26 protein-coding genes are annotated in these 23,793 nt (G+C 60.6%); 11 read left to right on the forward strand and 15 right to left on the reverse strand.

Going from position 1 to position 23,793, the window contains the following annotated elements; translation table 11 throughout:
* Position 1 precedes the first annotated feature (1 nt).
* The 7 genes from CKW24_RS13000 to CKW24_RS13030 all read right to left on the reverse strand — a co-directional run bounded on the left by CKW24_RS13000 (position 2) and on the right by CKW24_RS13030 (position 6,230).
* Positions 2–541 carry a (2Fe-2S)-binding protein gene (locus CKW24_RS13000; RefSeq protein WP_095168494.1) on the reverse strand — a complete coding sequence of 180 codons (540 nt, stop codon included), beginning with the start codon at positions 539–541 and terminating at the stop codon, positions 2–4.
* Positions 534–3,365, reverse strand: coding sequence for a xanthine dehydrogenase family protein molybdopterin-binding subunit (locus tag CKW24_RS13005; protein WP_095168495.1), 2,832 nt, complete (start codon positions 3,363–3,365; stop codon positions 534–536). The genes CKW24_RS13000 and CKW24_RS13005 overlap by 8 nt, the downstream gene beginning before the upstream one ends.
* A gap of 279 nt (positions 3,366–3,644) precedes the next feature.
* On the reverse strand, positions 3,645–4,343 hold the full coding sequence (locus CKW24_RS13010) for an alpha/beta hydrolase (protein ID WP_095168497.1): 699 nt from the start codon (positions 4,341–4,343) through the stop codon (positions 3,645–3,647).
* 14 nt (positions 4,344–4,357) lie between these two features.
* Entirely contained in the window at positions 4,358–4,591 is a 234-nt protein-coding gene (locus CKW24_RS13015) for a hypothetical protein (RefSeq protein ID WP_095168498.1), read from the reverse strand.
* A 95-nt stretch (positions 4,592–4,686) separates the two neighbouring features.
* The gene (locus CKW24_RS13020) at positions 4,687–4,920 is read right to left on the reverse strand and encodes a hypothetical protein (protein ID WP_095168500.1); all 234 of its coding nucleotides are present in this window, start codon (positions 4,918–4,920) and stop codon (positions 4,687–4,689) included.
* A 644-nt stretch (positions 4,921–5,564) separates the two neighbouring features.
* Entirely contained in the window at positions 5,565–5,744 is a 180-nt protein-coding gene (locus tag CKW24_RS13025) for a ribbon-helix-helix protein, CopG family (protein WP_095168502.1), read from the reverse strand.
* 180 nt (positions 5,745–5,924) lie between these two features.
* The gene (locus CKW24_RS13030) at positions 5,925–6,230 is read right to left on the reverse strand and encodes a hypothetical protein (protein ID WP_143501192.1); all 306 of its coding nucleotides are present in this window, start codon (positions 6,228–6,230) and stop codon (positions 5,925–5,927) included.
* 252 nt (positions 6,231–6,482) lie between these two features.
* Here CKW24_RS13030 and CKW24_RS13035 point away from each other — a divergent pair, with 252 nt between their 5' ends.
* The 3 genes from CKW24_RS13035 (at position 6,483) to CKW24_RS13045 (ending at position 9,019) form a co-directional block, all read left to right on the forward strand.
* Entirely contained in the window at positions 6,483–7,820 is a 1,338-nt protein-coding gene (locus CKW24_RS13035) for an MFS transporter (protein WP_095168505.1), read from the forward strand.
* A 236-nt stretch (positions 7,821–8,056) separates the two neighbouring features.
* Complete coding sequence (locus CKW24_RS13040; protein ID WP_095168507.1) at positions 8,057–8,533, forward strand: hemerythrin domain-containing protein; 477 nt, start codon at positions 8,057–8,059, stop codon at positions 8,531–8,533.
* Positions 8,534–8,818: 285 nt separating this feature from the next.
* The gene (locus CKW24_RS13045) at positions 8,819–9,019 is read left to right on the forward strand and encodes a hypothetical protein (protein ID WP_095168509.1); all 201 of its coding nucleotides are present in this window, start codon (positions 8,819–8,821) and stop codon (positions 9,017–9,019) included.
* Positions 9,020–9,047: 28 nt separating this feature from the next.
* On the opposite strand, the gene CKW24_RS28400 is transcribed toward CKW24_RS13045, so the two are convergent.
* Both CKW24_RS28400 and CKW24_RS13055 read right to left on the reverse strand, forming a co-directional pair.
* Positions 9,048–9,410 (reverse strand): hypothetical protein, encoded by a 363-nt coding sequence (locus tag CKW24_RS28400; RefSeq protein WP_256585460.1) that lies wholly within the window; start codon positions 9,408–9,410, stop codon positions 9,048–9,050.
* A gap of 105 nt (positions 9,411–9,515) precedes the next feature.
* Entirely contained in the window at positions 9,516–10,886 is a 1,371-nt protein-coding gene (locus tag CKW24_RS13055) for a PLP-dependent aminotransferase family protein (protein WP_095168512.1), read from the reverse strand.
* Between the two features lie 136 nt (positions 10,887–11,022).
* Between CKW24_RS13055 and CKW24_RS13060 the strand changes: the two genes are divergently transcribed.
* The 6 genes from CKW24_RS13060 to CKW24_RS13085 all read left to right on the forward strand — a co-directional run bounded on the left by CKW24_RS13060 (position 11,023) and on the right by CKW24_RS13085 (position 16,885).
* The gene (locus CKW24_RS13060) at positions 11,023–12,312 is read left to right on the forward strand and encodes a hydroxymethylglutaryl-CoA reductase, degradative (protein ID WP_095168513.1); all 1,290 of its coding nucleotides are present in this window, start codon (positions 11,023–11,025) and stop codon (positions 12,310–12,312) included.
* Between the two features lie 2 nt (positions 12,313–12,314).
* Complete coding sequence (locus tag CKW24_RS13065; protein WP_095168544.1) at positions 12,315–13,232, forward strand: hydroxymethylglutaryl-CoA lyase; 918 nt, start codon at positions 12,315–12,317, stop codon at positions 13,230–13,232.
* Positions 13,233–13,290: 58 nt separating this feature from the next.
* Complete coding sequence (locus CKW24_RS13070; RefSeq protein WP_095168515.1) at positions 13,291–13,761, forward strand: hypothetical protein; 471 nt, start codon at positions 13,291–13,293, stop codon at positions 13,759–13,761.
* A complete protein-coding gene (locus tag CKW24_RS13075; RefSeq protein ID WP_095168517.1) occupies positions 13,758–15,146 on the forward strand; it encodes a tripartite tricarboxylate transporter permease in 1,389 nt (462 codons plus the stop codon). Before CKW24_RS13070 ends, CKW24_RS13075 begins: the two co-directional genes overlap by 4 nt.
* A gap of 113 nt (positions 15,147–15,259) precedes the next feature.
* The gene (locus CKW24_RS13080; RefSeq protein ID WP_095168518.1) at positions 15,260–16,534 is read left to right on the forward strand and encodes an OprD family porin; all 1,275 of its coding nucleotides are present in this window, start codon (positions 15,260–15,262) and stop codon (positions 16,532–16,534) included.
* Between the two features lie 141 nt (positions 16,535–16,675).
* Positions 16,676–16,885: a hypothetical protein gene (locus tag CKW24_RS13085; RefSeq protein WP_095168520.1), complete on the forward strand. Its 210-nt coding sequence runs from the start codon at positions 16,676–16,678 to the stop codon at positions 16,883–16,885.
* A 29-nt stretch (positions 16,886–16,914) separates the two neighbouring features.
* Here the strand turns inward: CKW24_RS13085 and CKW24_RS13090 are convergent, their stop codons facing one another.
* Both CKW24_RS13090 and CKW24_RS13095 read right to left on the reverse strand, forming a co-directional pair.
* Complete coding sequence (locus tag CKW24_RS13090; RefSeq protein WP_095168521.1) at positions 16,915–17,241, reverse strand: AzlD domain-containing protein; 327 nt, start codon at positions 17,239–17,241, stop codon at positions 16,915–16,917.
* Complete coding sequence (locus CKW24_RS13095) at positions 17,238–17,978, reverse strand: AzlC family ABC transporter permease (protein ID WP_095168523.1); 741 nt, start codon at positions 17,976–17,978, stop codon at positions 17,238–17,240. Before CKW24_RS13095 ends, CKW24_RS13090 begins: the two co-directional genes overlap by 4 nt.
* Before the next feature lie 114 nt (positions 17,979–18,092).
* On the opposite strand from CKW24_RS13095, the gene CKW24_RS13100 reads away from it, so the two are divergent.
* Positions 18,093–18,743 carry a histidine phosphatase family protein gene (locus tag CKW24_RS13100; protein WP_095168546.1) on the forward strand — a complete coding sequence of 217 codons (651 nt, stop codon included), beginning with the start codon at positions 18,093–18,095 and terminating at the stop codon, positions 18,741–18,743.
* A 91-nt stretch (positions 18,744–18,834) separates the two neighbouring features.
* Here the strand turns inward: CKW24_RS13100 and CKW24_RS13105 are convergent, their stop codons facing one another.
* The 4 genes from CKW24_RS13105 to CKW24_RS13120 all read right to left on the reverse strand — a co-directional run bounded on the left by CKW24_RS13105 (position 18,835) and on the right by CKW24_RS13120 (position 21,768).
* Entirely contained in the window at positions 18,835–19,602 is a 768-nt protein-coding gene (locus tag CKW24_RS13105; RefSeq protein ID WP_095168525.1) for an amino acid ABC transporter ATP-binding protein, read from the reverse strand.
* Positions 19,599–20,258 (reverse strand): amino acid ABC transporter permease, encoded by a 660-nt coding sequence (locus tag CKW24_RS13110; RefSeq protein WP_095168526.1) that lies wholly within the window; start codon positions 20,256–20,258, stop codon positions 19,599–19,601. The genes CKW24_RS13105 and CKW24_RS13110 overlap by 4 nt, the downstream gene beginning before the upstream one ends.
* 10 nt (positions 20,259–20,268) lie before the next feature.
* Positions 20,269–20,916: an amino acid ABC transporter permease gene (locus tag CKW24_RS13115; RefSeq protein ID WP_095168528.1), complete on the reverse strand. Its 648-nt coding sequence runs from the start codon at positions 20,914–20,916 to the stop codon at positions 20,269–20,271.
* A gap of 63 nt (positions 20,917–20,979) precedes the next feature.
* Positions 20,980–21,768: an ABC transporter substrate-binding protein gene (locus tag CKW24_RS13120; RefSeq protein ID WP_095168529.1), complete on the reverse strand. Its 789-nt coding sequence runs from the start codon at positions 21,766–21,768 to the stop codon at positions 20,980–20,982.
* A gap of 370 nt (positions 21,769–22,138) precedes the next feature.
* On the opposite strand from CKW24_RS13120, the gene CKW24_RS13125 reads away from it, so the two are divergent.
* Positions 22,139–23,389 (forward strand): aspartate aminotransferase family protein, encoded by a 1,251-nt coding sequence (locus tag CKW24_RS13125; protein ID WP_095168531.1) that lies wholly within the window; start codon positions 22,139–22,141, stop codon positions 23,387–23,389.
* Positions 23,390–23,793: the final 404 nt, after the last annotated feature.

Genomic DNA, 23,793 nt, shown 5'->3' on the forward strand with positions numbered 1-23,793 from the left:
CTCAACCCTCCTTGACCAGGCCAAGATCGTTGAGCACGTTGCGCGTGGCGCTGTAATAGCGCACGTAGCCGGTGCAGCGGCAGATGTGGTGACCGAGGCTGTCCTCGATCACCGCTTCCAGCTGGCTTTGCTTGATCGGCTGGCGCTGCAGTTTTTCCACCAGCACTGTCGCGGCATTGACGAACCCCGGCGCGCAGTAGCTGCACTGGAACGCGAATTCGTCGACGAAGCGCTGCTGGATCGGGTTCAGCTCAGTGACCTTGCCCGCCTCGTCGCGGGTCGCATGGCCCTCGATAGTGCGGATCTTCTTACCCTCGAAGTAGTGCGCGCCGGTGATGCAGGTGCGCACTTCCTCGCTGGTGCCGTCGGGGTTGTCGACGATCACCACACAGGCGTGGCAGATGCCCTGGCCGCAACCCAGGCGCGAGCCGGTAAGGTTTCGGTATTCGTGCAGGTAGTCGATCATCGGCAGATCATCAGGGACCTCGACGGGACCGACGGTTTGACCATTGAGGGTCATTTGGAGCGGACGGTTAGCCATTGAGGGCCTCCTTGATGCGCGCTGGAGTGATAGGCAGGTCACGGACCCGTTTACCGATGGCGTGGGCCACGGCGTTGGCGATGGCGCCCACTACCGGGATCATCACCACCTCGGCGATGCCCTTGGAGGGGTCGCTCGGCGACAACGGCGGGAGGATCTCCGAGGTCTGTTTCCACACCGCGACATCCTTGGCCCGCGGCAGACGGTAACGGTTGAAGTTCCAGTCACCCTCCCCTGGCCCACCTTCGTACAACGGCATTTCTTCCAGCAACGCGTGGCCGATGCCCATGGCGATCCCGCCCTCGAGCTGGCCCTTGACCAGTTCTGGCACCAGCACCCGGCCGCATTCCAGCCAGGAGTGATGGTTGAGCACTTGCACCTCGCCCGAACCTTTGTTGACTTTCAGCTCGACGATGGTCGCCACCGGGCTGTAATAGGTAACGGCGGCGTTGTTCAATTGCGTGGCCGGGTACACCACGTTCTGGCGGTCCAGCAGGTGGAAACCAGCGGTCTTCATCTGCGCCTTGATTGCCTGCGGCGCACCATCGCCATACTTCACGGCCAGCGCATCAAGCGGCAGGCGTTCGCGCACACCATTGATGTTGTACTCGGCCTCGGCCCAGCTCCAGCGGTTGAAACCATGCACCGTGGCGCCGGTCACCAACCCACGTTCATGGGCACGCTTGGCCAGCACTGCCAATGGCAGCGGTTCCATGCCGTTGGCCGTCAGCTTGCCGTCGACCCAATGGGCATCTTCACGGCGTACCACGTAGGGGTTGGCCTGGCCGCCAAATGGCCCCTGGCGCCAGATTTCCACGGCGGCAGGCCACAGGCCGTGGTTGAACAGCACGCGCGCCGCTTCGCGGGTGGCGTGGCTGAAGTAGTAGGCCGAGTTGGTGGCCGACGATGCCGAGGCAATCTTGCCGACCCAGCGTGGGTTGCGCAGCACGCTATCCTGCTCGGCCTGGCTCATGATGTAGGGGTTGCCGCTGCTGGTCAGCTGCAGCTCGTCCCACTCGGTTTCACCGGTCTTCACTTCGCTGGCCGGGCTGCCGAGGAAGTCGGCGACCACCAGGGCCTGGGAGGTGGACATGCCAGTGCCGATCTCGATGCCGATGTGGCGCAGGGTGATATGCCCTTGGGCGGTGAACTCGATGCTGGCCATCGGCGCTTCCGAACCGGTGCCGAAGTCTTTCTGACAGATGGCAAAGCCGATCCCGTACCAGTTGTCGGGGTCCTTGGCATCTTCGGCCAGTTTCAAGGCGTTGCGATTTTTCCACAGGTCGAAACCGGCAGCCTTCTCGAGAATCTCGTGCAGGCGCAAGGCCCCGGCCGGCACTGCGCCCTGGGTGTTTTTCATGCCCGAGAGCAACACGTTTTTCTTGCGCAGGTCGATGGCATCGATGCCGAGGCGATCGGCGATTTCGTCGACCATCATTTCGGTCGCGGCCATGCTCTGCAAGGTGCCGTAGCCGCGCATGGAGCCGGCTTCAACGCCGCGCGAGTGGTAGGCAGTCACTTGCAGGTCGTTCTGTGGCATGTAATAGATCGACTGCGCCGCCGTGGCACCGACTGCCGCCACTGAAGGGCTGTAGTTGATCCGGCCACCGCCGTCGACGGTCATGTCGGCGCGGAAAATCTTGAAGCTGTGATCCTGCTTGTCGACCGCCAGTTGGTAGCGGATGTCGAACGGGTGGCGCTTGATCCCGCTCTGGAACTGCTCGTAGCGGTCGTTTGCCAGGCGCACCGGCACACCGTTGCCATACAACGCTGCCAGGGCCGCGTAGTAGACAAAGATGTTGTGGTCCTTGGAGCCATAACCCACGGTGTAGCCGGGGTGCATGTTCAGCGCGGCAAGGCCGAAACGCGACGGCGCGATCATCTTCGCGGTTTCCGAGGCAGCTTCCAGCGGGCACTGGGTCGCGACCACAAAATGCAGGGTCTTGGTCGCCGGGTCGTACCAGCCGTTGCCATTGTCCGGTTCCAGGGCCGCAGGCTCGATGGACGGCGTCTTGTAGCGCTCGTCAAAGACCATCCAGCCGTCCGGCGGGGTTTGCAGTTGCTGCTGCATGCGGTCGGCATAAAACAGCCCGCGCTCGGTCAGGTTGCCGTGCACGTTGGGCTGGGCATTCCATACCGGGCGGCGTTCGCGAATCATCGGGAACAGGATCGAGTCCTTGAGGCTGGCGAATTCGTCTTCGTCGGCCGAAGTCGCACCGCCCACCCGCACGTAGCGGAAGCTGCCATAGGGGTCGCGGGTATAAAGCGGCGCCTGGGCACCGTAGCGGATTGCTTTGTCATTGAACTTGAGCTTGTTCTTGGCCTGGCGGAAACGCTCGAAGTCGTTCCAGATCAGAATCGCCACCGGGTGGCCGATGAACATCGGTACCTTGCCGGTCGGCAGCAACGGATCGGGGGCGTGGTCTTCCGGGAAGACAATGCCGTCCTGCTCCAGGTCCTGGGCGGTGACGATACGATCGGGTTGCAGGTCGGCGCCCAGCAGCGCCAGGTCGAACCCTTCATAGATGCGGTCGGCACGAATGGTCTTGAGCAGCATCGCGTGGCCCTGCTGCTGGGGCCAGCCCGGCATGTCCTTGGCACGGATGTCGCGGGCAAAAACCTTGCTGCCGCAGACCTTGGACAGCGAGTCGTTGCGCATGCGGGCCTTGCCGTTATTGCCAAGCCATTGCTCGGACGGCACGGTCACGCTGTTTTCCATCAAGGCAGCCAGCGCCTGGGAGCTGAGCGGTGTCAGCGTCACGCTGACGCCAGCGATCAACCCGCCCTGCAGGAAGGAGCGCCGGGATATGTCACGGTTGGACATGGATCATCCTCTGGACGGCTATGAAATCCGTCCATGTCGTTATGGTGTTCTGGAAAATTCAGGTCATACAGAAACCCTTCCTGAAGATGCGAAGGGCCGACAAACCGAAAAAGTTGACCTAATGGTTAACTTTATCGAATTTGTCCGGCCTGGGCAAAAGTAATAGTAGTTGCAAGCTGAAATTTGTCCGGGCGTGGGACATGGAGGAGCAGTCGGCCGCCGCAAGCGGGCACCGCAAGCAGGCACCGCAAGCGGGGGACCACTCCTGCGGGGGAAGTCTCAGTCTTGACTGATGGTGCTGGCGGCCTGGTCGATCAACGCGGCTACTTCGACTGGCATCGAGGCCAGCGAGGCGTGACTGGCCTTGAGGGTGATCACTGCCTTGGCGTTCAAACGCGCCGCCATGCGCGTCTGGTTTTGCGGCGAGATCATCCGGTCCTCGCTGGAAATCTGATACCACGAGGGTTTGTGTTGCCAGGCCGGATCAGTGACGGTGTCGCCGAAGGTACTGGCCAACGGGGCCTTCTGCGTGATGCCCATGACCAGGCCTTCGCTGGCCGGCAGGTCCTGGCAGAAGCTCTGGTGATACAGCTCAGGCTTGACCCACAGGTAGCCATCGCTGTCGGGGGCCAGGTTGGCCGCAGCCTCTGGCAAGTGTTCCTGGGTGATGCCGCCGGGGCTCTCACCCGCCTGCGGGGCAAAGGCGGCGATAAACACCAGGCCGGCGACATTCGGCTGGTTGCCCGCCTGGGAAATCACTGCGCCGCCGTAGGAGTGACCCACCAGCAACACCGGTCCCGGCTCCTGCGCGATCATCTTGCGAGTGCGCTCGGCATCGTCGGCCAGTGACGTCAGCGGCAGTTCCACCGCGCGAATCCGCGTATGCCCCAGGCGCAACAGCTCGCCAATGACTTTGTTCCAATGTGCCGCACCACCCCAAAAACCATGGACCAGCACAATCGTCGGTTTAGCGCTCATCAGGTAACTCCCGCTCAGGTGCTCAGATTGATTTTGTGAGCCTTGACTTCATTGGCGTAGCTGACCAGCCGCGCCTCGGTTTTCTCGAATACCTCGCACATCCTCAGCAACGCCTGCGCATCCACCGGGTTGCCGGCCTGGTGCAGTCGCTCGGCAATGGCCTTGATGTCCACCGCTGACCAGCGCAGGTCCGATGCAATGCCTTGCAGGTCGCGCCGCAGTTGCTGTTCCGGCTTGTTGAGTAACATGACAATGACCTCCGTCTCTGGGTACGACTGGATAAGGTGCACGGGAAAACTGTAGCACCTTAATCGCCCGACTTGATCGCGGCTGGATACGCGTGTCATTGCGCTTGGATTCGGAAATCGCGGAACAACTCTTCCTTGATGATCAACAGGGCATCCTCGTAGTACCGCTCGCCGCGGGCTTCGCTCAAGGGTACGCGCCTGATGCTCATCTCAGCACCGGCGGGCCTGTGCTCGCAGGTGAGGAAGAACTGCGCAGTCTGCGGGTCGAATTCCAGGTAATAGAACAGCTCGCGCCCTTCCCGGTGCCAATAGCCAATTTCTCTGCGCATCAATGACCCATCCACCTGTTCAAGTGCGGTCATTCTAACGGGAGAGCTGGCTGAGGAAGGGCGACGGGAGAGAAAGTGATCAATGAGCCCTTTGCGCGTTGCGCGAGCAGTTGGCCAGAGGCGCAGCAATTGACCCGAAGGGTGGCATCGGACTCATTGATCGTTGCCCAGCACAATGTTGGGCGATTTCCATTTGAGCAAATGGACATGCAGTGCACGTCGCGACGTCGACCCACTGTGTGCGGGGCGACTGCCGTGCAGCTACTTTTTTAGCAGAGGGCCATGGGACGGTCTAATAACCTTTTGTCCTGGCCTTATGGAGCCTGGGAATATCAACCACCGGGTTTGAAGGTCAAATTTCAGGCAAAAAAAAGCCCAAGTAGCTGATGGAAACTTGGGGCTTAAAAATGCATAAACCGTGGTGGTGAACGCGGGGCAATATTAACCCGACCTGACGACTTGTAACAAGATATTTACATGTAGAAAAATGAAATAATTTTTAGCTAAGTGCTTAAATAACCACACTTTTTTTACGTAAAAGACGGATTGCCGATCGTCAAAAATGCCAGGGACACGCAACGCCGGGCAGCGGCTCGGCGGTCAAGACAAGACCGCGGCCACGGCTGTACGCCGAACCCAACGAACTACTGGATAGAATGTCTCAGTGTTGTTACCGGATGGCTGCTGGACGCTTCCAGATAGTCTTTTATGAGCTTACGAATGACTTGCGAAGTGGTCAGGTCAGAGAGCGCAGCAAGATCTTCAAGTTCTTTCTTGGTCGGTTGGTCAATCAATATGGTCAGGCGTGCAGTTCTATTGGGCATTTTACGATCCTTGTGACCTGCGCAGCGATGTGGAGGCTGCGAGCGGAATTCCAGTTCCTGGTTTAAATGATAAATACAATATTCTTAAGCCCAGTGGACCATAGTCCAAACCTCGGGTATTGCCCAACTTTCTGCGCGAAACACCGGATCGGTGCCCGCATACTCAGGCGCGCTGTGGCTTCAACGCTTGGTGCAGATCGGACTGTTGGCGTGAGTCATCGCGCGTTCGGCACCCATGCTGTAGTAATGCATGGGACCTGCGCTGCAGAGCGTTTCCGGCAGGCCCCAAGGGTCCTCAGTGATACGGCTTTCGACCACCAGGCAGCCAGTGGCTTCGTAGGTCCCGACAAAAACCACCTCGACTTTGCCCTCGCGCTTGCCAGAGGCAATTTCCGAAACACGGCCGTTTTCATGGTAAACCGTCACAAAATGCGCATCCGGGTATTGCTGCATGAACAGCTGATACACATTGGATCTTATATACATCTAACAACTCCTGGCTCAAGCACCCACTAGTTGCCAACAGTAGCGCGACTTCGCGGTTAATTTCCACCCACTAACTTTGCTACTAACTGACAAAGTAGAGTAACCAGGCATTACTCAACCAAAACAGCGTCATACCCACAGGGTATGGTACTGCACCCATTTGATATTAGACGCCCGCCCCCTCGGGCTTTAGCGTGACGCTCAGCAGGTGCGCCTGAAAAAACTACAACTAGAAAGCACTCGGAGCCCCCCATGAGCAGTCACTACTCAATACCCGAACTGATCGATGACTCGCGCCTCAGCGCCTTTCAGTGGCGGATTTTCACCCTGTGCTTCCTGGTGGCGATCCTCGATGGATTTGATACCCAGGCCATTGCCTTCACCGGGCCGTCGATTATCCAGGCCTTTGGGCTAGGTCCCGGGGCTCTGGCGCCGATTCTCACCGCGGGCATCGTCGGCATGGTGCTGGGCGCCATGTCGCTGGGGCTGCTCGGCGACAAGCTGGGCCGACGCCCGACCATCATCGGTGCCGTGGCGCTCTTTGGCTGCGCCACCCTGGCAACCGCATTCGCGCAAACCACCGAGCAGATCCTGGTTCTGCGCTTTATCGCCGGTCTCGGCATGGGCGGTGCGACCCCAGTGGTGCTGTCGCTGGCGGCGGAATACGGGCCGGCGAAAAACCGCGGCACCATCATGACCACCGTCCTGCTCGGCCTGCCTGCCGGCGCGATTCTCGGTGGATTGCTGGCGGCCAAAATGCTCCCGGTGATTGGCTGGCAGGGGATTTTCCTGGTCGGTGGAATCACCCCGCTGGTGCTGCTGGCGGTGCTGATGATCTGGCTGCCGGAGTCGCTGCACTTTCTCACCCGCCATCGCCTTGGCAGCCAGCGCGCGCGGATCGAACGTATTGTCGCCACCATCAGCGGACGTCAAACACCGGCAGACAGCACCTTCAGCGTGCCCGAAGTCGAGGTCAAGACCAGCGTCAACTCATTGTTCAGCGGCGGCCTGGCGCGCACCACCTGCGGCATCTGGACCATCTACCTGTTCAACTGGGTCGCCTGGTTCATGTTCCTGTCCTGGTTGCCAACCGTGCTCAAGGCCACCGGACTCCCCGCCGAACAGGCGCCCATGGGCACTGTGGCGGTGAACACGGTGTTCGTGGTCTGCGCGATTCCGCTGGCGATCATCCTGCCGAAAATCAACGCTCGCCTGTTGCTGCTGGCGCTGTTCCTGTTCGGCATCGCCATCAGTTGGGGCCTTGCCAATAGCGGCACCAACTGGTCGCTGGTGTTCATCCTCGCCGGCGCCGCGGGCCTGGGCATCGGCGGGCAGCAGATCGTGCTCAACTACATGGTCGCCCAGGCCTACCCCACCGCCTTGCGGGCCACCGCCACCGGCTGGGCGATTGCCTTGGGTCGGGTCGGCGCCATCATTGGCTCGGCGAGTGGCGGCTGGTTTCTCGAACATGGCGGCCCATCGGGCTACTACAGTGCGCTGATCGTGCCACTGGTGATCGCAACCGCCGGGTTGCTGATCATCCGCAGCCAACCCCAGGCCGTGCCCGCGCACTCGCCAGTGTCACACTGACTGACGTAGGGCGTGTCGAACATCCAGTCCCAGACGACAGTTGGGCTATTTGCATGGCGAAACCCACTATTTCGTGCAAGCTGCATGGCATCACGCGCCCAGCCGACACATATACCTTTGATTTTACATGACTAATTAAATCATCCCGCTGGCACAGGCCCTGCAACCTCTATTGGGAGTTTGCGCGCTAGGCACAGACCTACCGCAATGCCCCCGTGACCAAAGAGGTGACCTGCATGAACGCCATTGACCTGTTGCAAGCTGACCACGAACGCGTCAAAGCCATTCTCACCCAGCTCAGTGAGTCGACCGATCGCGCCGTGAAAAAACGTACCGAACTGGTGGTCAAGCTGGAGATGGAGATCGCCATCCACACCCGCCTGGAAGAGGAGATCCTGTACCCGGCGTTCAAGAAAGCCGGGGGCAAGGAGCAGGACGAAATGTACTACGAAGCCAAGGAAGAACACCGCACAGTCGATTCCCTGGTATTGCCCGACCTCAAGCTGACCGACCCCACCACCCCGGAATTCGCCGGTCGGGCCAAGGTAGTCAAGGAACTGCTGGAGCATCACATCGAGGAAGAAGAAACCGAGATGTTTCCCCAGGCGAAAAAGCTCTTGGGCAAGGCCACACTCGAAGAACTGGGTAAACAGATGGAAGCCATGAAGGCCCAGTACAAAAAAGACCTAAGCGCCGGCAAAATCGCCGCCTGACCGCCGGCAGTGCTGGCCCAGCCGTCATGCGTTGGGCCAGACTGCCCCTCTGTGCGCGAACAGTTAATAGGGTCGCATGCAATTCAGTCACAATTGTTTAACGCAACTCCCCCACCATTCGTCGCGTAGCGATAAGTCATGGGGTTAGCCCTATACTGTCTGGCTTAGGGATTGCACAGGCCCGCACTAGCGCCGCACTACGTCGAAATTCTGACGCGCAGGGCTAATTCAATCTAACGTTCAAGGACACCAGCGAAACGCTTGGTCAGTCATCGGAGATGTATCGTGTCAACTCTTTCTGAAATCGCAGCGAACCACGCGAAAATGGCCAAGGAACTGGAACAAGAGTCGACCCGACTGAGTGAGCGCGCGCCCCAGGTGGTGGGCAATCTGGAAATTACCTGCACCGATGAGCAACCACCGATGCCGCTGCACCTCATGGCCGGCGCACAGGACAACACGCTCGGTCAGGCCGCCAGCTACTGACGCACAGGCGTCAGCAATCAGGTGCTTTTCAGTCCTGATCCGAACCCCCCATGCATTGCGCGGTGCTGGCAAAGGAAGTGCCCGCCTGCTGGACAAGCGCGCGCCACTCATCACTGCTGATCAGTTGGGTGCGCTCCATGTGGTCGGCGGCGAGCAGCAGTTTGTCGTAACGATCCTCGGCGTTGATCAGGCTTGGCGGCATCAGGAACAACCTGCGCCAATTGGTCAGCGCCTGGTTCCTCAGGTCATCTTTCATAGGCTCCCCTAAATTGCCTGTACCGGTCACGACTAGCCGAAAGTCAGCATGCTGAACAGATTGAAAATCGTATAGGCCGTGGCAGCCATCAAGATCAATGCCGCGAAGATTTTTTGTTTTATCAAGTGCAAACATCCCTGTCCCGACGGCGTGGTGGCACGCTGAAGTGCCGCCCGAGAGTATGCCGACAGCAATATCAATACGCCATCACCCTCGACAAAAAAACCTGCCCGCCCGCACTCAGCCCCGCAACACCGCCTTGAGCAACGGATCATTCAGATACGCAACGTTCAATCGGGTCCATGGATTGATGCGCGACTGCTCTGCGGAAAAAATGTGCCCCGGGGCGATCATGAAGCCCTTGGGTAGCAGTTGCCGAGTCAACTCCCGGGCGTCCTCGATGTGGGGAAACCTGACCCACAGATACAGGCTCTGCTCTGGGCAGACGAAGACCTCGGCGCCGATCTCCTCCAGCATCTGCAAGCCCGCGGCGGTGGCGTTTTTCAAGCGCTCCTGGAGTCGAATCAGATGCCGCAGGAAATGCCCTTCCGTCAGGATCACGTCGACGGTGCGCTCACACAGCTCCGAAGTGCTGGTGTGCAGGAGCATTTTCAGGTCGCCCAGTTCGTCGATCATCTCTTTGCTGCCGGCGATAAAGCCGACCCTCAATGCCGCCGATACCGACTTGGAAAAGCTGCCCACGTACAACGAGCGCTGCAACTGATCCAGCGCTGACACCCGGATCGCCGATGCCGGTTTGAAGTCGGCCAGGGCGTCGTCGTCCACCAGAATAAACTGGTGTTGTTGCGCCAGTTGCACCAGCCGATGAGCCTTGCCAGGGGAAATATCGGAACCAGTGGGGTTGTGCCCAAGCGACTGGATGAAAAACAACTTGGGCTTGTGCAGGAGCAGGTGTTGCTCCAGCACGTCCATGTCCGGCCCATCCGCCAACCTGGGCACCGATAACATCCGCGCGCCTTGCAACTGCAGCTTGCCGAACAGCGGGTAGTAGCCTGGGTCCTCGACCAGCACGCCATCGCCCGGGGCAATGAAGCGGCGGATGATCAGGTCCAGTGCGTGATTGGCGCCGTGGGTGGTGACAATCTGCCGCGCACTGGCGCCGATCGAATAGCTCGCCAGCTTCTGCACCAGGTGCTGGCGCAGACTGGCATTACCCAGGCGGTTGCCATAGCGAAACAGCGTGGTGACTCCGGTGCGCATGATTTGCCGGGTGAACTTGTCCAGGCGCATGTCCATCAACCACTCCACCGGTGGAAACCCCTCACCCAGCGGTGAGTGTCCCGGTTCCCGCACGAACTGCTGGCGCATCAGCCAGATGGTGTCCATCGCCCGCGTGAACGGCAGGGGTTCTTCCGGCTCGCTGCTGCTGGTTGCGCCCTGTTTGACGAAAAACCCCTGGCCATGCCGGGCCTCGACCAAGCCTTGCGAGGCCAGCGCTTCATAGGCGTTGATCACCGTGTTTTTCGAATGACCGAACAAACGCATGCACTCGCGCAGCGAAGGCAAGCGATCCCCCTCGCGGTAGGTGCCATTGGCGATCTGCTCGACCAGCGATGCGCTCAGTTGCTCAGCCAGTGTCAGTCGCGCCATAGTCGCTCATCCGCCATCAATGATCACCGAGGGTACAGCTTAGGTACTGTCTGTCCAAACTGTACCTTTTTTACCGGAACACATGCGCTTAGGGTGACGGCAACTTAAAAACAATAACTGCAAGAGGCCTCCTCCCATGAGTATCGACTCCCGTCTTCCCATGTTCCGCAGCATGTCGCCGGCCGCTCGCCTGGAGCATTTGCAAGAGCTGCTCGGGCTTGGCGAGGATGATGTGACCCTGCTGCGCGATGCCGGCGCCCTGCCCCTGGACATCGCCGACGGCATGATCGAAAACGTGATCGGCAAGTTCGAACTGCCCTACGCCGTGGCGAGCAATTTCCAGATCAATGGCCGCGACGTGATAGTGCCGCTGGTGGTGGAAGAGCCTTCGGTAGTCGCCGCCGCATCGTTCATGGCCAAGCTGGCCCGCGAGGCGGGTGGATTCCAGACCTCCAGTTCGCTGCCGCTGATGCGCGCCCAGGTGCAGATCGTCGACATCGCCGATCCGTTCAACGCCCGCCTGAGCCTGTTGCGCCACAAAGAGCAAATCATCGAGCTGGCCAACCGCAAGGACCAACTGCTCAACCAACTCGGTGGCGGCTGCCGCGACATTGAAGTGCACACCTTCGCCCAGAGCCCACGCGGGCCGATGCTGGTGGCACACCTGATTGTCGACGTGCGCGATGCCATGGGGGCCAACACCGTCAACACCATGGCCGAGGCGGTGGCGCCATTGCTGGAAGAAATCACCGGCGGCAAGGTGCGCCTGCGGATTCTCTCCAACCTGGCGGACCTGCGCCTGGCCCGGGCCCAGGTGCGCATTGCCCCCGAGCTGCTGACAACCGCCGCCTATCAGGGCGAGGAAGTCATCGAAGGCATTCTCGACGCTTACAACTTCGCCGTGATCGATCCCTACCGCGCCGCCACCCACAATAAAGGCATCATGAATGGCATCGACCCGCTGATCGTCGCCACCGGCAACGACTGGCGCGCCGTGGAAGCCGGGGCTCACGCCTATGCCTGCCGTAACGGCCATTACGGCTCCCTGACCACCTGGGAAAAAGACCGCCAGGGCCATCTGGTCGGGACCCTGGAAATGCCGATGCCGGTCGGACTGGTCGGCGGCGCCACCAAGACTCACCCGCTGGCACAACTGTCGCTGCGCATCCTCGGTGTGAAGACCGCCCAGGAGCTGGCGGAGATCGCCGTCGCCGTTGGCCTGGCGCAAAATCTGGGAGCGCTGCGGGCGTTGTCCACCGAGGGCATTCAACGCGGCCACATGGCCCTGCATGCCCGCAACATTGCACTCTCGGCAGGCGCCAAGGGCGAGGAAGTCGGCTGGCTGGTCAAGCAAATGGTCGAGTCCCGCGATGTGCGTGCCGACAACGCGGCGCGCCTGCTCGAACAAAAGCGTGGGCAGTGCTGAGCATGCCCTTGGATCATGTACGCCTGGTGGAAGTCGGCGCCAGGGACGGCCTGCAGAATGAGCGACGCACTTTGCCGGCGTCGGTCCGGGTGCAGTTGCTGGAGCGCCTGGCCGACGCTGGTTTGCGGACCCTGGAAGCCGGCGCGTTTGTATCAACGCGCTGGGTACCGCAGATGGCGGGCACCGACCAGGTGCTCAAGGCCCTGCCTTCGCGCGCCGGTGTCAGCTGGACCGCGCTGGTGCCCAACGTCCAGGGGCTGGAAGCCGCCATCGCCGCAGGCTGTCGCGAAGTCGCAGTGTTCGCTGCGGCTTCAGAGGCGTTCTCGCAGCAGAACATCAACTGTTCTATCGAGCAAAGCCTGCGCCGTTATCAGGAAGTGATCGTGCGTGCCCGGGATGCCGGCATCCGGGTCCGCGGCTACGTGTCGTGTGTCATGGGCTGCCCTTTCACTGGCCAGGTCAAACCCGAGGCTGTCGCGGCCGTCAGCGCGGCACTGTTTGGCATGGGCTGTTATGAGATCAGCCTGGGCGACACTATCGGTACCGGCACGCCCGCGGCGACAACTCGCTTGATCGAAGCCTGTAGCCAGGTGGTGCCGGTCAGCGCGCTGGCCGGGCACTTTCATGACACCTATGGCATGGCGATCGCCAATATCCATGCGGCACTGGCAAGCGGAGTCCGGACATTCGACAGCTCGGTTGCCGGCCTGGGTGGCTGTCCGTATTCGCCAGGGGCCACCGGCAATGTGGCGACCGAGGACGTGATTTACCTGCTGGACGGCCTGGGCATGAGCCATGGCGTCGATCTGGATGCGCTGATCGAAATCGGTGAATTCATCAATGCCGAGCTCGGCCGGGAGACCGCATCCCGCGTGTCCCGCGCGCTGCTGGCGAAGTGTGGCAGGTTGCACATCCAGTAAGCCGCATCTCTTCACGTTCATAACAATAAAAGCCCGCAAGGGCAGTGGGAGAACCTCCATGAAACAAGAGCTCTACGAAGTCTGGGGCGACACGGTCGACGCCCGCCACCTGGTCTACGCCATTGGCATTGGCGCCACCGTCAGCCTCGGCACCTTCTTCATCGCGCAGCACCTGCTGGTGGGCTGGGTCGAGTCGGCACAGATGGCCCGCGCCTACGCGATGCTGGTGGGGATCCTTGGCTGCCTGGCCGGTGGCGCCATCAGCGCGCGGCTGTTCAAGCCCAAGCGGCATGTGATCGAGCACGTGGCGGATCCGGCATGGCGAGCAAAAATCCTCATTGAATTGCAGAACGAGTACGGCCCCCTCGGCCGCCTGTCCGACCTGCCGCCGGCGACGATCGCGGAACTGCGGGAAATGGACCTCTACGAGTTGTTTGCCGATTACGAGAAAGGCCTTGCCGCGCCAGATGTCCCGGCAGCCCCCGGCGCATCCATCAGCGCAGTACGCAGCCATGGGGGTCGGTCATGATCGCTCCCCTGTTGGATCAGATTCTCATCGCCTTGGGCATGGGCATCCTCGGCGCAGTGATTTTTGCCGGGATCGGACTCATCTCCGGCAGCGATGAAACCACTACCCTCGCCCCCTTGACCTTGCTGGTGGTGCTGCTGGGCGTGCCCGCCGCCGGGGTGCTGACCTTCTTCCTCGCGGGAGCGGTGGCCAAGCACATGACCCATGCCGTGCCCACGGCGCTGCTGGGGATTCCGGGCGACACCATGGCCACGCCACTGATGCGCGAAGCCAACTTCCTGCGCAACCTGGGCGTTCCGCACATTGCCCTGCGCAAGATGATTTCCGGGGCAGTGATTGCGGCGTTGATCGCGGTGCCGATGGCCGTGCTGTTCGCCCTGATGCTCGCGCCCTTCGGTGACATGATCAAGCATGCCGCCCCCTGGGTATTCCTGCTGGCGGCAATCGCCATCGCCTGGTTCTCCAAAGGTCGCCTGGCGGCCGTGCTGACGCTGATCCCCTTCGTCATGGTGATTGTCGGCCTGCAAAGCATTACCGGGCAGTACGGGGTCAAGCTCAGCGTCAGTTACTTCCTGGGCATAGCCATCGGGCCGCTGATCGCCGCGCTGTTCTCCATGCTCGCACCGGCCGAGCGGGCGACCATGCGCCGCCAGGAAGTGCGCACGTTCTCGCTGTCGCCCGACGTCAAAAGCTGGGGCGGGTTTTTCCCCAATCCTCTCAAGGTGCTGGACAGCAAGCAGAGCATGTGGACGGCCATTACCGCGGTCGTCTCCAGCGCCACCTTTGTGTTCAGCCCGGTGGCCATGACCGTGATCATGGGCGAGGTCGTCGGCTCGCGGATCAAGCACGTCTACCATCGCCTGACCACGGTCATTACCGCGCGCAATGGGGTGACCGAATCCACCTACCTTGCCGAGGCACTGATCCCGCTGATCGCCTTTGGCCTGCCCCTGAGTCCCGTCGCTGCGGGCCCGGCTGCGCCATTGTTCAATGCGCCTCCGCGTTTTAGCGTCGACACCGCAACGGGCCAGGTCAACAACCTGCACACCCTGCTCAACACCTGGGAGTTCCTCGGCTACGGCATGTTGGCGGTGGTGGTGGCGATCCTGATCGCTTACCCGTTCACCATGAATTACGCCCACAGGGCGGCGTCCTATGTGTCGCGCAAGATCAGCCACGAGGCAGTGATCTCGACCTTCGTTGGCCTGATCCTGGTGATCGGCATCTGGGAGGGCGGCCTCCTGGGCTTGGCAGTGATCGTCACCATCGGCCTGCTGGGCGGTTTTCTCTCACGCTTCCTGGGCTTCAACATCGGTGTGCAGTTCATGGGCTACTACACCGCCGTGCTCACGGTCCCGGCCCTGGTTGCCCTGTTGCACAGCTAGGGCTTGGCGGCACCTCGTCCCGTCGTAAGCCACCACTACTCAAACAGCGCAGTTTTTTCGCAGGCCTCGCCCTGCGGGGGAGTCCTGCGCTTTAAAAAAAGGAAATAACAATAATGAAGATCCTTGCACGCTCAAGCGCACCCCGCCTGGCCACCCTCTTGCGACCTGCAGCGTTGGGGATTGTGTGCTCGACCGCTGCGGCCGGGGCATCGGCCGAAGGTTTTGTCGACGACGCCAGCGCCACCCTCAACCTGCGCAACTTCTACCACAACCGCAACTTTGTCGACCCGACCTATCCGCAAGGCAAAGCCGAAGAGTGGACGCAAAGTTTCATCCTCGACATGCGCTCAGGCTATACCGCCGGCGCAGTCGGCCTTGGGGTCGATGTGTTGGGCCTGTACTCGCTCAAGCTCGATGGCGGGCGCGGGACTGCCGGCACCCAATTGCTGCCGACCCATGACAGCGGCAGGCCCGCAGACGATTTCGGCCGCCTCGGCGTGGCGCTCAAAGCCAGGTTCTCCGCCACCGAACTGAAGGTCGGAGAATGGATGCCCCTGCTGCCGATCCTGCGCTCCGATGATGGCCGCTCCTTGCCCCAGACCTTTCGCGGCGCACAGCTGACTTCAAGGGAAATTACCGACCTGACCCTCTACACCGGGCAGTTTCGCGGCAACAGCCCGCGCAACGACGCCAGCATGGAGCGCATGTTCATGGCCGGGCGGCCCAGCGCGACCTCGGATCGCTTCAACTTCGCCGGGGGTGAATACCAATTCAATGACAAGGCCACCCAGGTGGGCCTGTGGCATGCCCAACTGGAGGATATCTACCAGCAGCAATACCTGAATGTGCTGCATAGCCAGGTGCTGGGAAGTTGGAAACTGGGGGGCAACCTGGGGCTGTTCCTGGGCGGCGAGGATGGCGCGGCCAAGGCCGGCGAGATGGACAACAAGACCGTGTCACTGCTGCTGTCCGCCAAGACCGGCGCCAACACCTTCTACCTGGGCCTGCAGCGCGTCTACGGCGAGACCGGCTGGATGCGGGTCAACGGCACCGCCGGCTACCCCTTGGCCAACGACACCTACAACTCGAGCTATGACAATGCCCGGGAGCGCTCCTGGCAACTGCGTCACGACTTCGATTTCGCGGCGCTGGGGGTACCAGGGCTGACGATGATGAATCGCTACCTGTCCGGCGACCATGTCCAGACCGCCAACACCCGCCAAGGCAAGGAATGGGGCAGAGAGTCCGAGCTGGCCTATGTCATCCAGAGCGGCCCGTTCAAGGACCTCTCCGTGCGCTGGCGCAATTCAACCCTGCGCCGGGACTTCAGCAACTACGACATTGATGAGAACCGCCTGATCTTCAACTACCCCATCAAGTTCCTGTAGTCGCGGGCCCCTGCGTCGGCAAGCCAACGCCTGCAATCGGCGCAGCGCAAAAAATTGCGCTGCGCCCCTGCCGACGCACACGCGTCCGGCCTCCTCCCGCTGATGTGGCTGCTACGCTGAAACCACCACGGAGGATTCACCATGCCCAATTCCGACCTGCTGCCTTCCCTGCTCTTCAAACTCAACGAAAACCAGCTCGCCCTCGAAGCGGCCATCCTCGAGCTGTCGAACTGGGTCGAACTGAGCGGCTCGGCCGAAGTCGCCGACCACGTGCGCAGCGCCCTGGACACCATCGACCACAACGAGGAATTCATCAGCCTGACGCTGGCGGTGCTGATGACGCCCGAGTGACCCAGTGCCTGCCCCCGGCACAGGTGCCGCTACCCGGCAAAATACTTCAACAACCACAACGCCCCCATCCCGACCGCCAACGTCAGGAGCGTGTTGCGCGTCTTCCAGGCGACCCAGGCCGCCAGGATGGCCGCGGGGATCTGCGCATTAGCCAGGACAAATTCACCCTGGCCACCGGGGTACACCACGGCGGGCAGCACCAGGGCCGCCAGCACACTCGCCGGCACGTAGAGCAAGGCTCGCCTGAGCAGCGCCGGGATGCGCAAACGGCCATACAGTTCGACAAAGGAAAGACGCATCACGAACGTGCCCAGCCCGACCGCCAGGAACAGCCCCCACAAGCTCAGGTCGCTCATCGTGGTTGCCCCTCGGCATCAGCGACCGGCGCTTCGCTCGATGACCGCTTGCGCATACTCTCGAGCAACACACCCGCCACCACACCACCAATGGATGCACTGACCAGCCCCAGGTTGTAGGGCATATCCACCGCAAACACCGCGATCAATCCGCCCACCGTGGCGGCACCCAGACTCGGTGCACTGCGTATACCGGGAACCAGCAGCGCGAGAAACGACAGCGGTATGGCAAAACTCAGCGACCAGCTTTCAGGGATATTGGCGCCCAGGTAAATGCCCGCCAATACCGACAGCTGCCATACCAGCCACATCGCGACGGCGGTGCCGGCATAGTAATACTGGGCAAACCGCCCGAGTTCACCGGAGGCCAGCTTGAGGCTGCAGAGGGCGTAAGACTGGTCGGAAAGCATGTACGACAATGGCCAGGTCCAGCGTCGGGGCAAATGATGCAGATGGGGCGCCAGTGACGCGCTGTACATGATGAAGCGCAAGTTGATCACCAGGGCTGTGACCACAATCGCCACCGGCATAACACCGGTATGCAGCAATTGCAGCGCGACCATCTGCGCAGATCCCGAGTAGAACAGCAGCGTCATGCCCATGGTCGTGCCGGGCGACAGGCCCAGGCTGATCGCCATGACCCCCGTCAACAAACCAAAGGGCACGACCCCGGGACTCAATGGCATGAGTGCCCGCACACCGTGCATGAACGCTTCCCTTGCTGTGCGGTAAGACATTTGGACTCCTTCTATTGTGTTCGCGCCGCCAGGTATCGAGACCATAAAGCTTACAAAGCCTTGCCGGGGGATTTATCGTGTGCGGATGGATTATTGAGTGAGAGGTGGGACCTGGTGCTGACCGTAACGTGGATAAGACATGGCGAGAGCGCCGCCAATGCTGGCGGAGCATCATCGGACCCGGCCCTGATTCCCCTCACCGAGCGCGGCAGAGCCCAGGCCCAGGCCATTGCCGAGTCTATTGAGGCCGCACCGGACTTGATCGTTATGTCGCCGTTTACCCGAGCCCAGGATACCGCGGCCCCCACCCTCCGGAAATTCCCGGCGACCCCGGTGCAGGTGTGGCCGGTCGAGGAATTCACCTACCTCTCGCCCGCGGACTGCATGAATACAACGGCGGCGCAAAGACGTCCATGGGTTCAGGCGTATTGGCAGGCGGGCGAGCCGGATCACAGTAACGGACCCGGGACAGAGTCATTCCATGGCCTGGTGTTGCGCGCGCAAACAGCGCTGCGGCAACTTCAGGGCAGGACCGGCTCGGTACTGGTGTTCGGCCATGGGCAATTCATGCAAGTCGTACGCTGGCTGATTCTGCTGGCGCCGCAGCGAATCGATGCCGCTGCCATGGGCTCGTTTCATGCCTACGACCAGGTCAATCCTATCGTTAATGGTGAAGCGGTTTGCTTCACCTTTGATGGACAACGCTGGTCGAGCGCAGGTGTATTTTGTAGGAGCGAGCTTGCTCGCGATGGCCTTCAACGATGACCCGCCACGCCTGACTCAACGCGGCGTCCTTACGTCCATCGCGAGCAAGCCGCAAGCGGGCGCCCGCTCCTACAGAGAGAACCCGTACACGCTACCGATCGTGCAGATGCTTTTTCAGGAATGACCGAGTCCGCTCGTGGACGGGGTTTTGCAGGATGTCCTGCGGCGCGCCCTCCTCCACTACCACCCCTCCGTCCATAAACACAATCCGATCCGCCACTTCGCCGGCAAACCGCATTTCGTGGGTGACGATCAACATGGTCATGTGCTCGGCAGCGAGCTGCTTCATGACCTGGTTGACCTCCTCGACAAGCTCGGGGTCGAGTGCCGATGTCGCCTCATCGAACAGCATCACCTTAGGCTGCATCGCCAGCGCCCTGGCAATCGCCACGCGCTGCTTCTGGCCGCCCGACAGCCGCGAAGGATACTCATCGAACTTGTTGGCCAAGCCCACTTTTGACAGATATTCCATTGCCAGTTCACGCGAGGCTTTTTTCGAAAGGCCTTTGAGCTTGATCGGGCCAAGGGCAATGTTTTCAAACACGGTCAGGTGCGGAAACAGGTTGAAGTGCTGGAACACCATGCCCATCTGCTGGCGCACCGCGTTGATATGCTGCTCATAAGCGCGGCCTTTCAAGGGTCGATTGACTTGTTCACCCTCCAGCCAGATCTCGCCATCGTTAAGCACTTCCAACTGATTGATTGACCGCAACAGCGTGCTTTTACCCGAACCACTGGGGCCGATGATGGCGACGATTTGTCCGCGCGAGACCGAAAGATCGATGCCCTTGAGTACTTCGAGTGCGCCGTAAGCCTTACGTGCACCCTTGACCTCAACCATGAATTTTTCACTGTTCATCGTGACATCTCTACCTTTTTTTCGAGAAGGTGCAGGCCGACTTCCAGAACCAGATTGGCTGCATAGTAAATAACCGCAACAGTCAGATAGAACTCAAACGGGCTGTAGGTTTCACTCACGGCCAACTGGGCGCTATACACCAACTCGGCAATACCGATGATGGAAACCAGCGACGTGTCCTTCAGCAGGACAATCAGGTTGTTGCCCAGGGGGGCAATGGTGCTGCGCAGCGCTTGCGGGACGATGACGTAACGCTGGGTCTGGCCACGGCTCAGGCCAATGGAGCGAGCCCCTTCGATCTGCCCAGGGTCCACTGACACCACGCCGGCGCGAATCACGTCGGCGTTGTAGACCGCAAAGTGCAGGCTTAAACCAATGATGCCCGCCCCCAATGCGGGAATGTCGATACCGACCTGCACCAGGCCGTAATAAATCACGTACAACTGCAGCAGCAGTGGCGTGCCCATCAGTAGCCAGGTAATAAAACGCACAGGCAGCGCCATCAGTTTCGGCGCATACAGCACGATCAGTGCGAAGGCGATCCCCGCCAGCAAACTCAAGATGCTGGAACTGACGAACATCACGACCGTCCACCACAGACCCGTCGCCAGCAACTCGGAATAAGGTGTAACTATGCTTAGATCCAGACCTTGCATGGGTATGTTCTCACCTTGCCGCGAAACGATTATCGAGATAGTCGACGACAAATCGAACCGAGTAGACCATCACGATGTACAGCAACGCTGACACCATGAAAATTTCAAAGGGTTTGTAGGTCGAGCTGATAAAACGTTGCGCGGTATAGGAAAGTTCAACCACCGAAATAGTCGATACCAGGGCCGAGCCTTTGATCAGTGCGACCGCGTTGACCCCCAGCGGGCGAATCATCAACTTGGCAGCCTGGGGCAGCGTGACCAGCCACAACGTCTGGCGGCGCCCGAACCCAATGGAGCGAGCGGCGTCTTCCTGGCCCGGGTCGACGTTGCTGATGGCGCCGCGAATGGACTCGGCCATGTAGGCCGCAATGTTCAGGCCCAGGCCAATCACCCCTGCGGCGAACGGCTCCAGCTCAAGGCCGATCTGCGGCCCGCCGAAGTAAATGATGAACAATTGAACCAGGCACGGCGTGCCGCGAAAAACGCTGACGTAGATTCTTGCCAGGCACCGGAACAGGAACACCGTGGACAACCGCGCAGCCACCAGCACGAAAGCCACCAGCAAACCCAGGAGCAGAGCCAGTACCGAGATTTGCACGGTAATCCACGCCGCTTCGAGGAAAAACGGGAATGTGCGCTGTATGAGTGTCAGATCCATGGGAACCCTCGGAAAAGTCGGATTGACTGGCCCGACCCGAGGTCGAGCCAGGCCTGCGATGAATCAGCGGATATCGTTGCCAATCCACTTCATCGAGATCTTTTCGTAGGTGCCGTCGGCGAGCATGTCCTGCAGGGCCTGCTGCATCGTCGCCTTGAGCTCAGGGTTGTTCTTGCGCAGCGCAATGCCCATGCCTTCAATGCCACCGTCGCTCTCGGGCGGGGTAATGATGCGCACCTTCTGCCCGGTTTCCTTGACGGCCACCAGCACCGGAACACTGTCCATCACCAGCGCGTTGATCCGCCCGGCCTCGAGGTCGACCAGCATTTCCGGCAGCCCTTTGTAGGTCCTGACCTTGAGGTTGCCACGCGCCCGGGCCCACTTGTCGTGGGCATCGCCGAGCGTGACGCCGACGGTCACATCCTTGAGGTCATCCAGGCTCTTGATGGGTGAGTCTTCCTTGACCACGATCGTGCGGCCCGCATGGTAATAGGGCCCGACAAAATCCACGGCCTTCTGGCGTTCCGGGGTAATGGTCATGGAAGCGATGATGGCGTCGTATTTCTTCGCCAGGAGACCGGCGATGATCCCGTCGAATGGCGTGGTGACGATTGTCACCTTGACCCCCATGCGCTCGGCCAGGGCCTCGCTGATGGAGGCGTCGAAGCCGACAATCTGGTTCTGTTCATTGGCAAAGCTGAAGGGAGAGTACTGACCGCTCATGGCGATCCGGATCTCCTTGGCCTCCTGGATCTTCTGCAGATCGTCAGCCAGAACAGAGGAGGTGGAAAGTAGCGCCGCGGCCGCCACGGTGGAAGCGACAATCAAGCCTTTGAGCTTTCTGGTTAGCATCGGTTGGCACCTTCGAAGAATTATTATTTATTTTTCAGGGGTTGTTCACCCAGCCTTCACGAAAAGTCTTGCATAGGCAATTTTGGAATGCACCAGGCAAGGTGTCAGCCTGCCTGACACATTGCCGGAGTTGGCCGACACTATGCCGGGTGGAGCGCGAAACGCTCGCTGCAAACCTCTGCCTCGCGCGCCATGGCACAGCGCCGTGGCTGCTGAATGCGAGGTCGACGCAGCGTTGCGCCGGGTTGAAAAATCCGGCGCCGAAATACTTCAAGAGTTTATGGAATGACCGCGGCATTTCTTTTCGCTTGTGGTAGCCAGGCGATCCTCGCTTTCATTGGAGAAAATCCATGCAGCCAGGGGCCACCCAATGACCGCGTCATCCATCAGCGAGTCCATCGCCATTGTCCACCCCATCACCTTGAGCCACGGTCTCAATGCCCATGTCTGGGACACGGACGGCAAGCGCTACATCGACTTCGTCGGTGGCATCGGCGTGCTCAACCTGGGCCATTGCAACCCACCGATTGTCGAGGCGGTGTGCACGCAAGCCAGCCGGCTGACCCACTACGCCTTTAACGCCGCGCCGCACGAACCGTACAAGCAGTTCATGGAGCGCCTGGCCAGGTTCATCCCGGTGTCTTATGCGGTCAGCGGCATGTTGACCAACAGCGGCGCGGAGGCGGCAGAAAACGCGCTGAAAATCGTCCGTGCGGCGACCGGTCGTACGGCGGTCATAGCCTTTGATGGCGGCTTCCATGGACGGACCTTGGCCACCCTGAACCTGAACGGCAAAGTCGCGCCCTACAAACAGCGGGTCGGCACCTTGCCAGGCCCGGTCTATCACCTGCCCTACCCCAGTAAAGACAACGGGGTCACGACTGAGGAAGCACTCAAGGCCCTGGACCGGCTGTTCAGCGTCGAGATCGACGTTAATGAAGTGGCCTGTTTCATTCTCGAACCGGTGCAGGGCGAAGGTGGGTTCCTGGCGCTCGAGCCGCCCTTTGCACTAGCACTGCGCAAGTTTTGCGATGACCACGGCATCCTGCTCATCGCCGATGAAATCCAGTCTGGATTCGGGCGTACCGGGCAACGTTTTGCCTTCACCCGACTGGGCATCGAACCGGATTTGATCTTGCTGGGCAAAAGCATTGCCGGCGGCCTGCCGCTGGGCGCGGTGGTCGGTAAAAAAGCACTGCTCGACACCTTGCCCAAAGGCGGACTGGGCGGCACTTACTCCGGCAACCCGATTGCCTGCGCAGCGGCGCTGGCCACCCTGGACCAGATGACCGATGCCAACCTGGCGGCCTGGGGCGAGTCGCAGGCACAGGCCATCCTCAGCCGCTATCAGGCCTGGCAGCAAGACAAGCTGTCGCCCTATCTCGGTAAGTTGACGGGTGTCGGGGCCATGCGCGGCATTGAGCTACTCACGCCCGAAGGCGCGCCCGCCACTGCGGTATTGGCACAGCTACTGGAAAGCGCCAGGCAGCAGGGACTTTTGCTAATGCCCAGCGGAAAATCCCGGCACATCATCCGCCTGCTGCCACCGCTGACGATCGAGCCAGACGTCCTGGAAGCAGGCCTGGATATTTTCGAAAGCTGCCTGGCGGCCATTCGCTAAAACGCGCTGGGCCCTGCATAGGTATCTACACAACTGTGGTGTGACATTGCACCTGTGGAGAGAGAACCTGTTTGGGTCGTGACCTCTGGGCCTCTGGGGTGTTGGATTAGACCGAGTACATATCCATTCTTGCGGTAACGGCCTCCTATGGTTCCGCCTGACGGCGGCTCACTTTTGAACAGCCCAAAAGTAAGCAAAACGCTCTTTCCCCACCACTCGGTACCTCGCTTAGGCTCGGCATGCCCGTACTCCGACATTGATTTGGGGGGCCGCCGCAATGGGCCCTCCCTGGCCCAGTGCGGCTAAACCGGCGTCCTGCCGGTTTACCCCCCAAATCAATATCGAAGTACGGCCAGCGTGGTTAACGGGGCGCCCAGGATCAAAAACAAAGCGAGGCGGCCTGA

It is taken from the genome of Pseudomonas sp. Irchel 3H3 (assembly GCF_900187635.1).
Taxonomy (GTDB): domain Bacteria; phylum Pseudomonadota; class Gammaproteobacteria; order Pseudomonadales; family Pseudomonadaceae; genus Aquipseudomonas.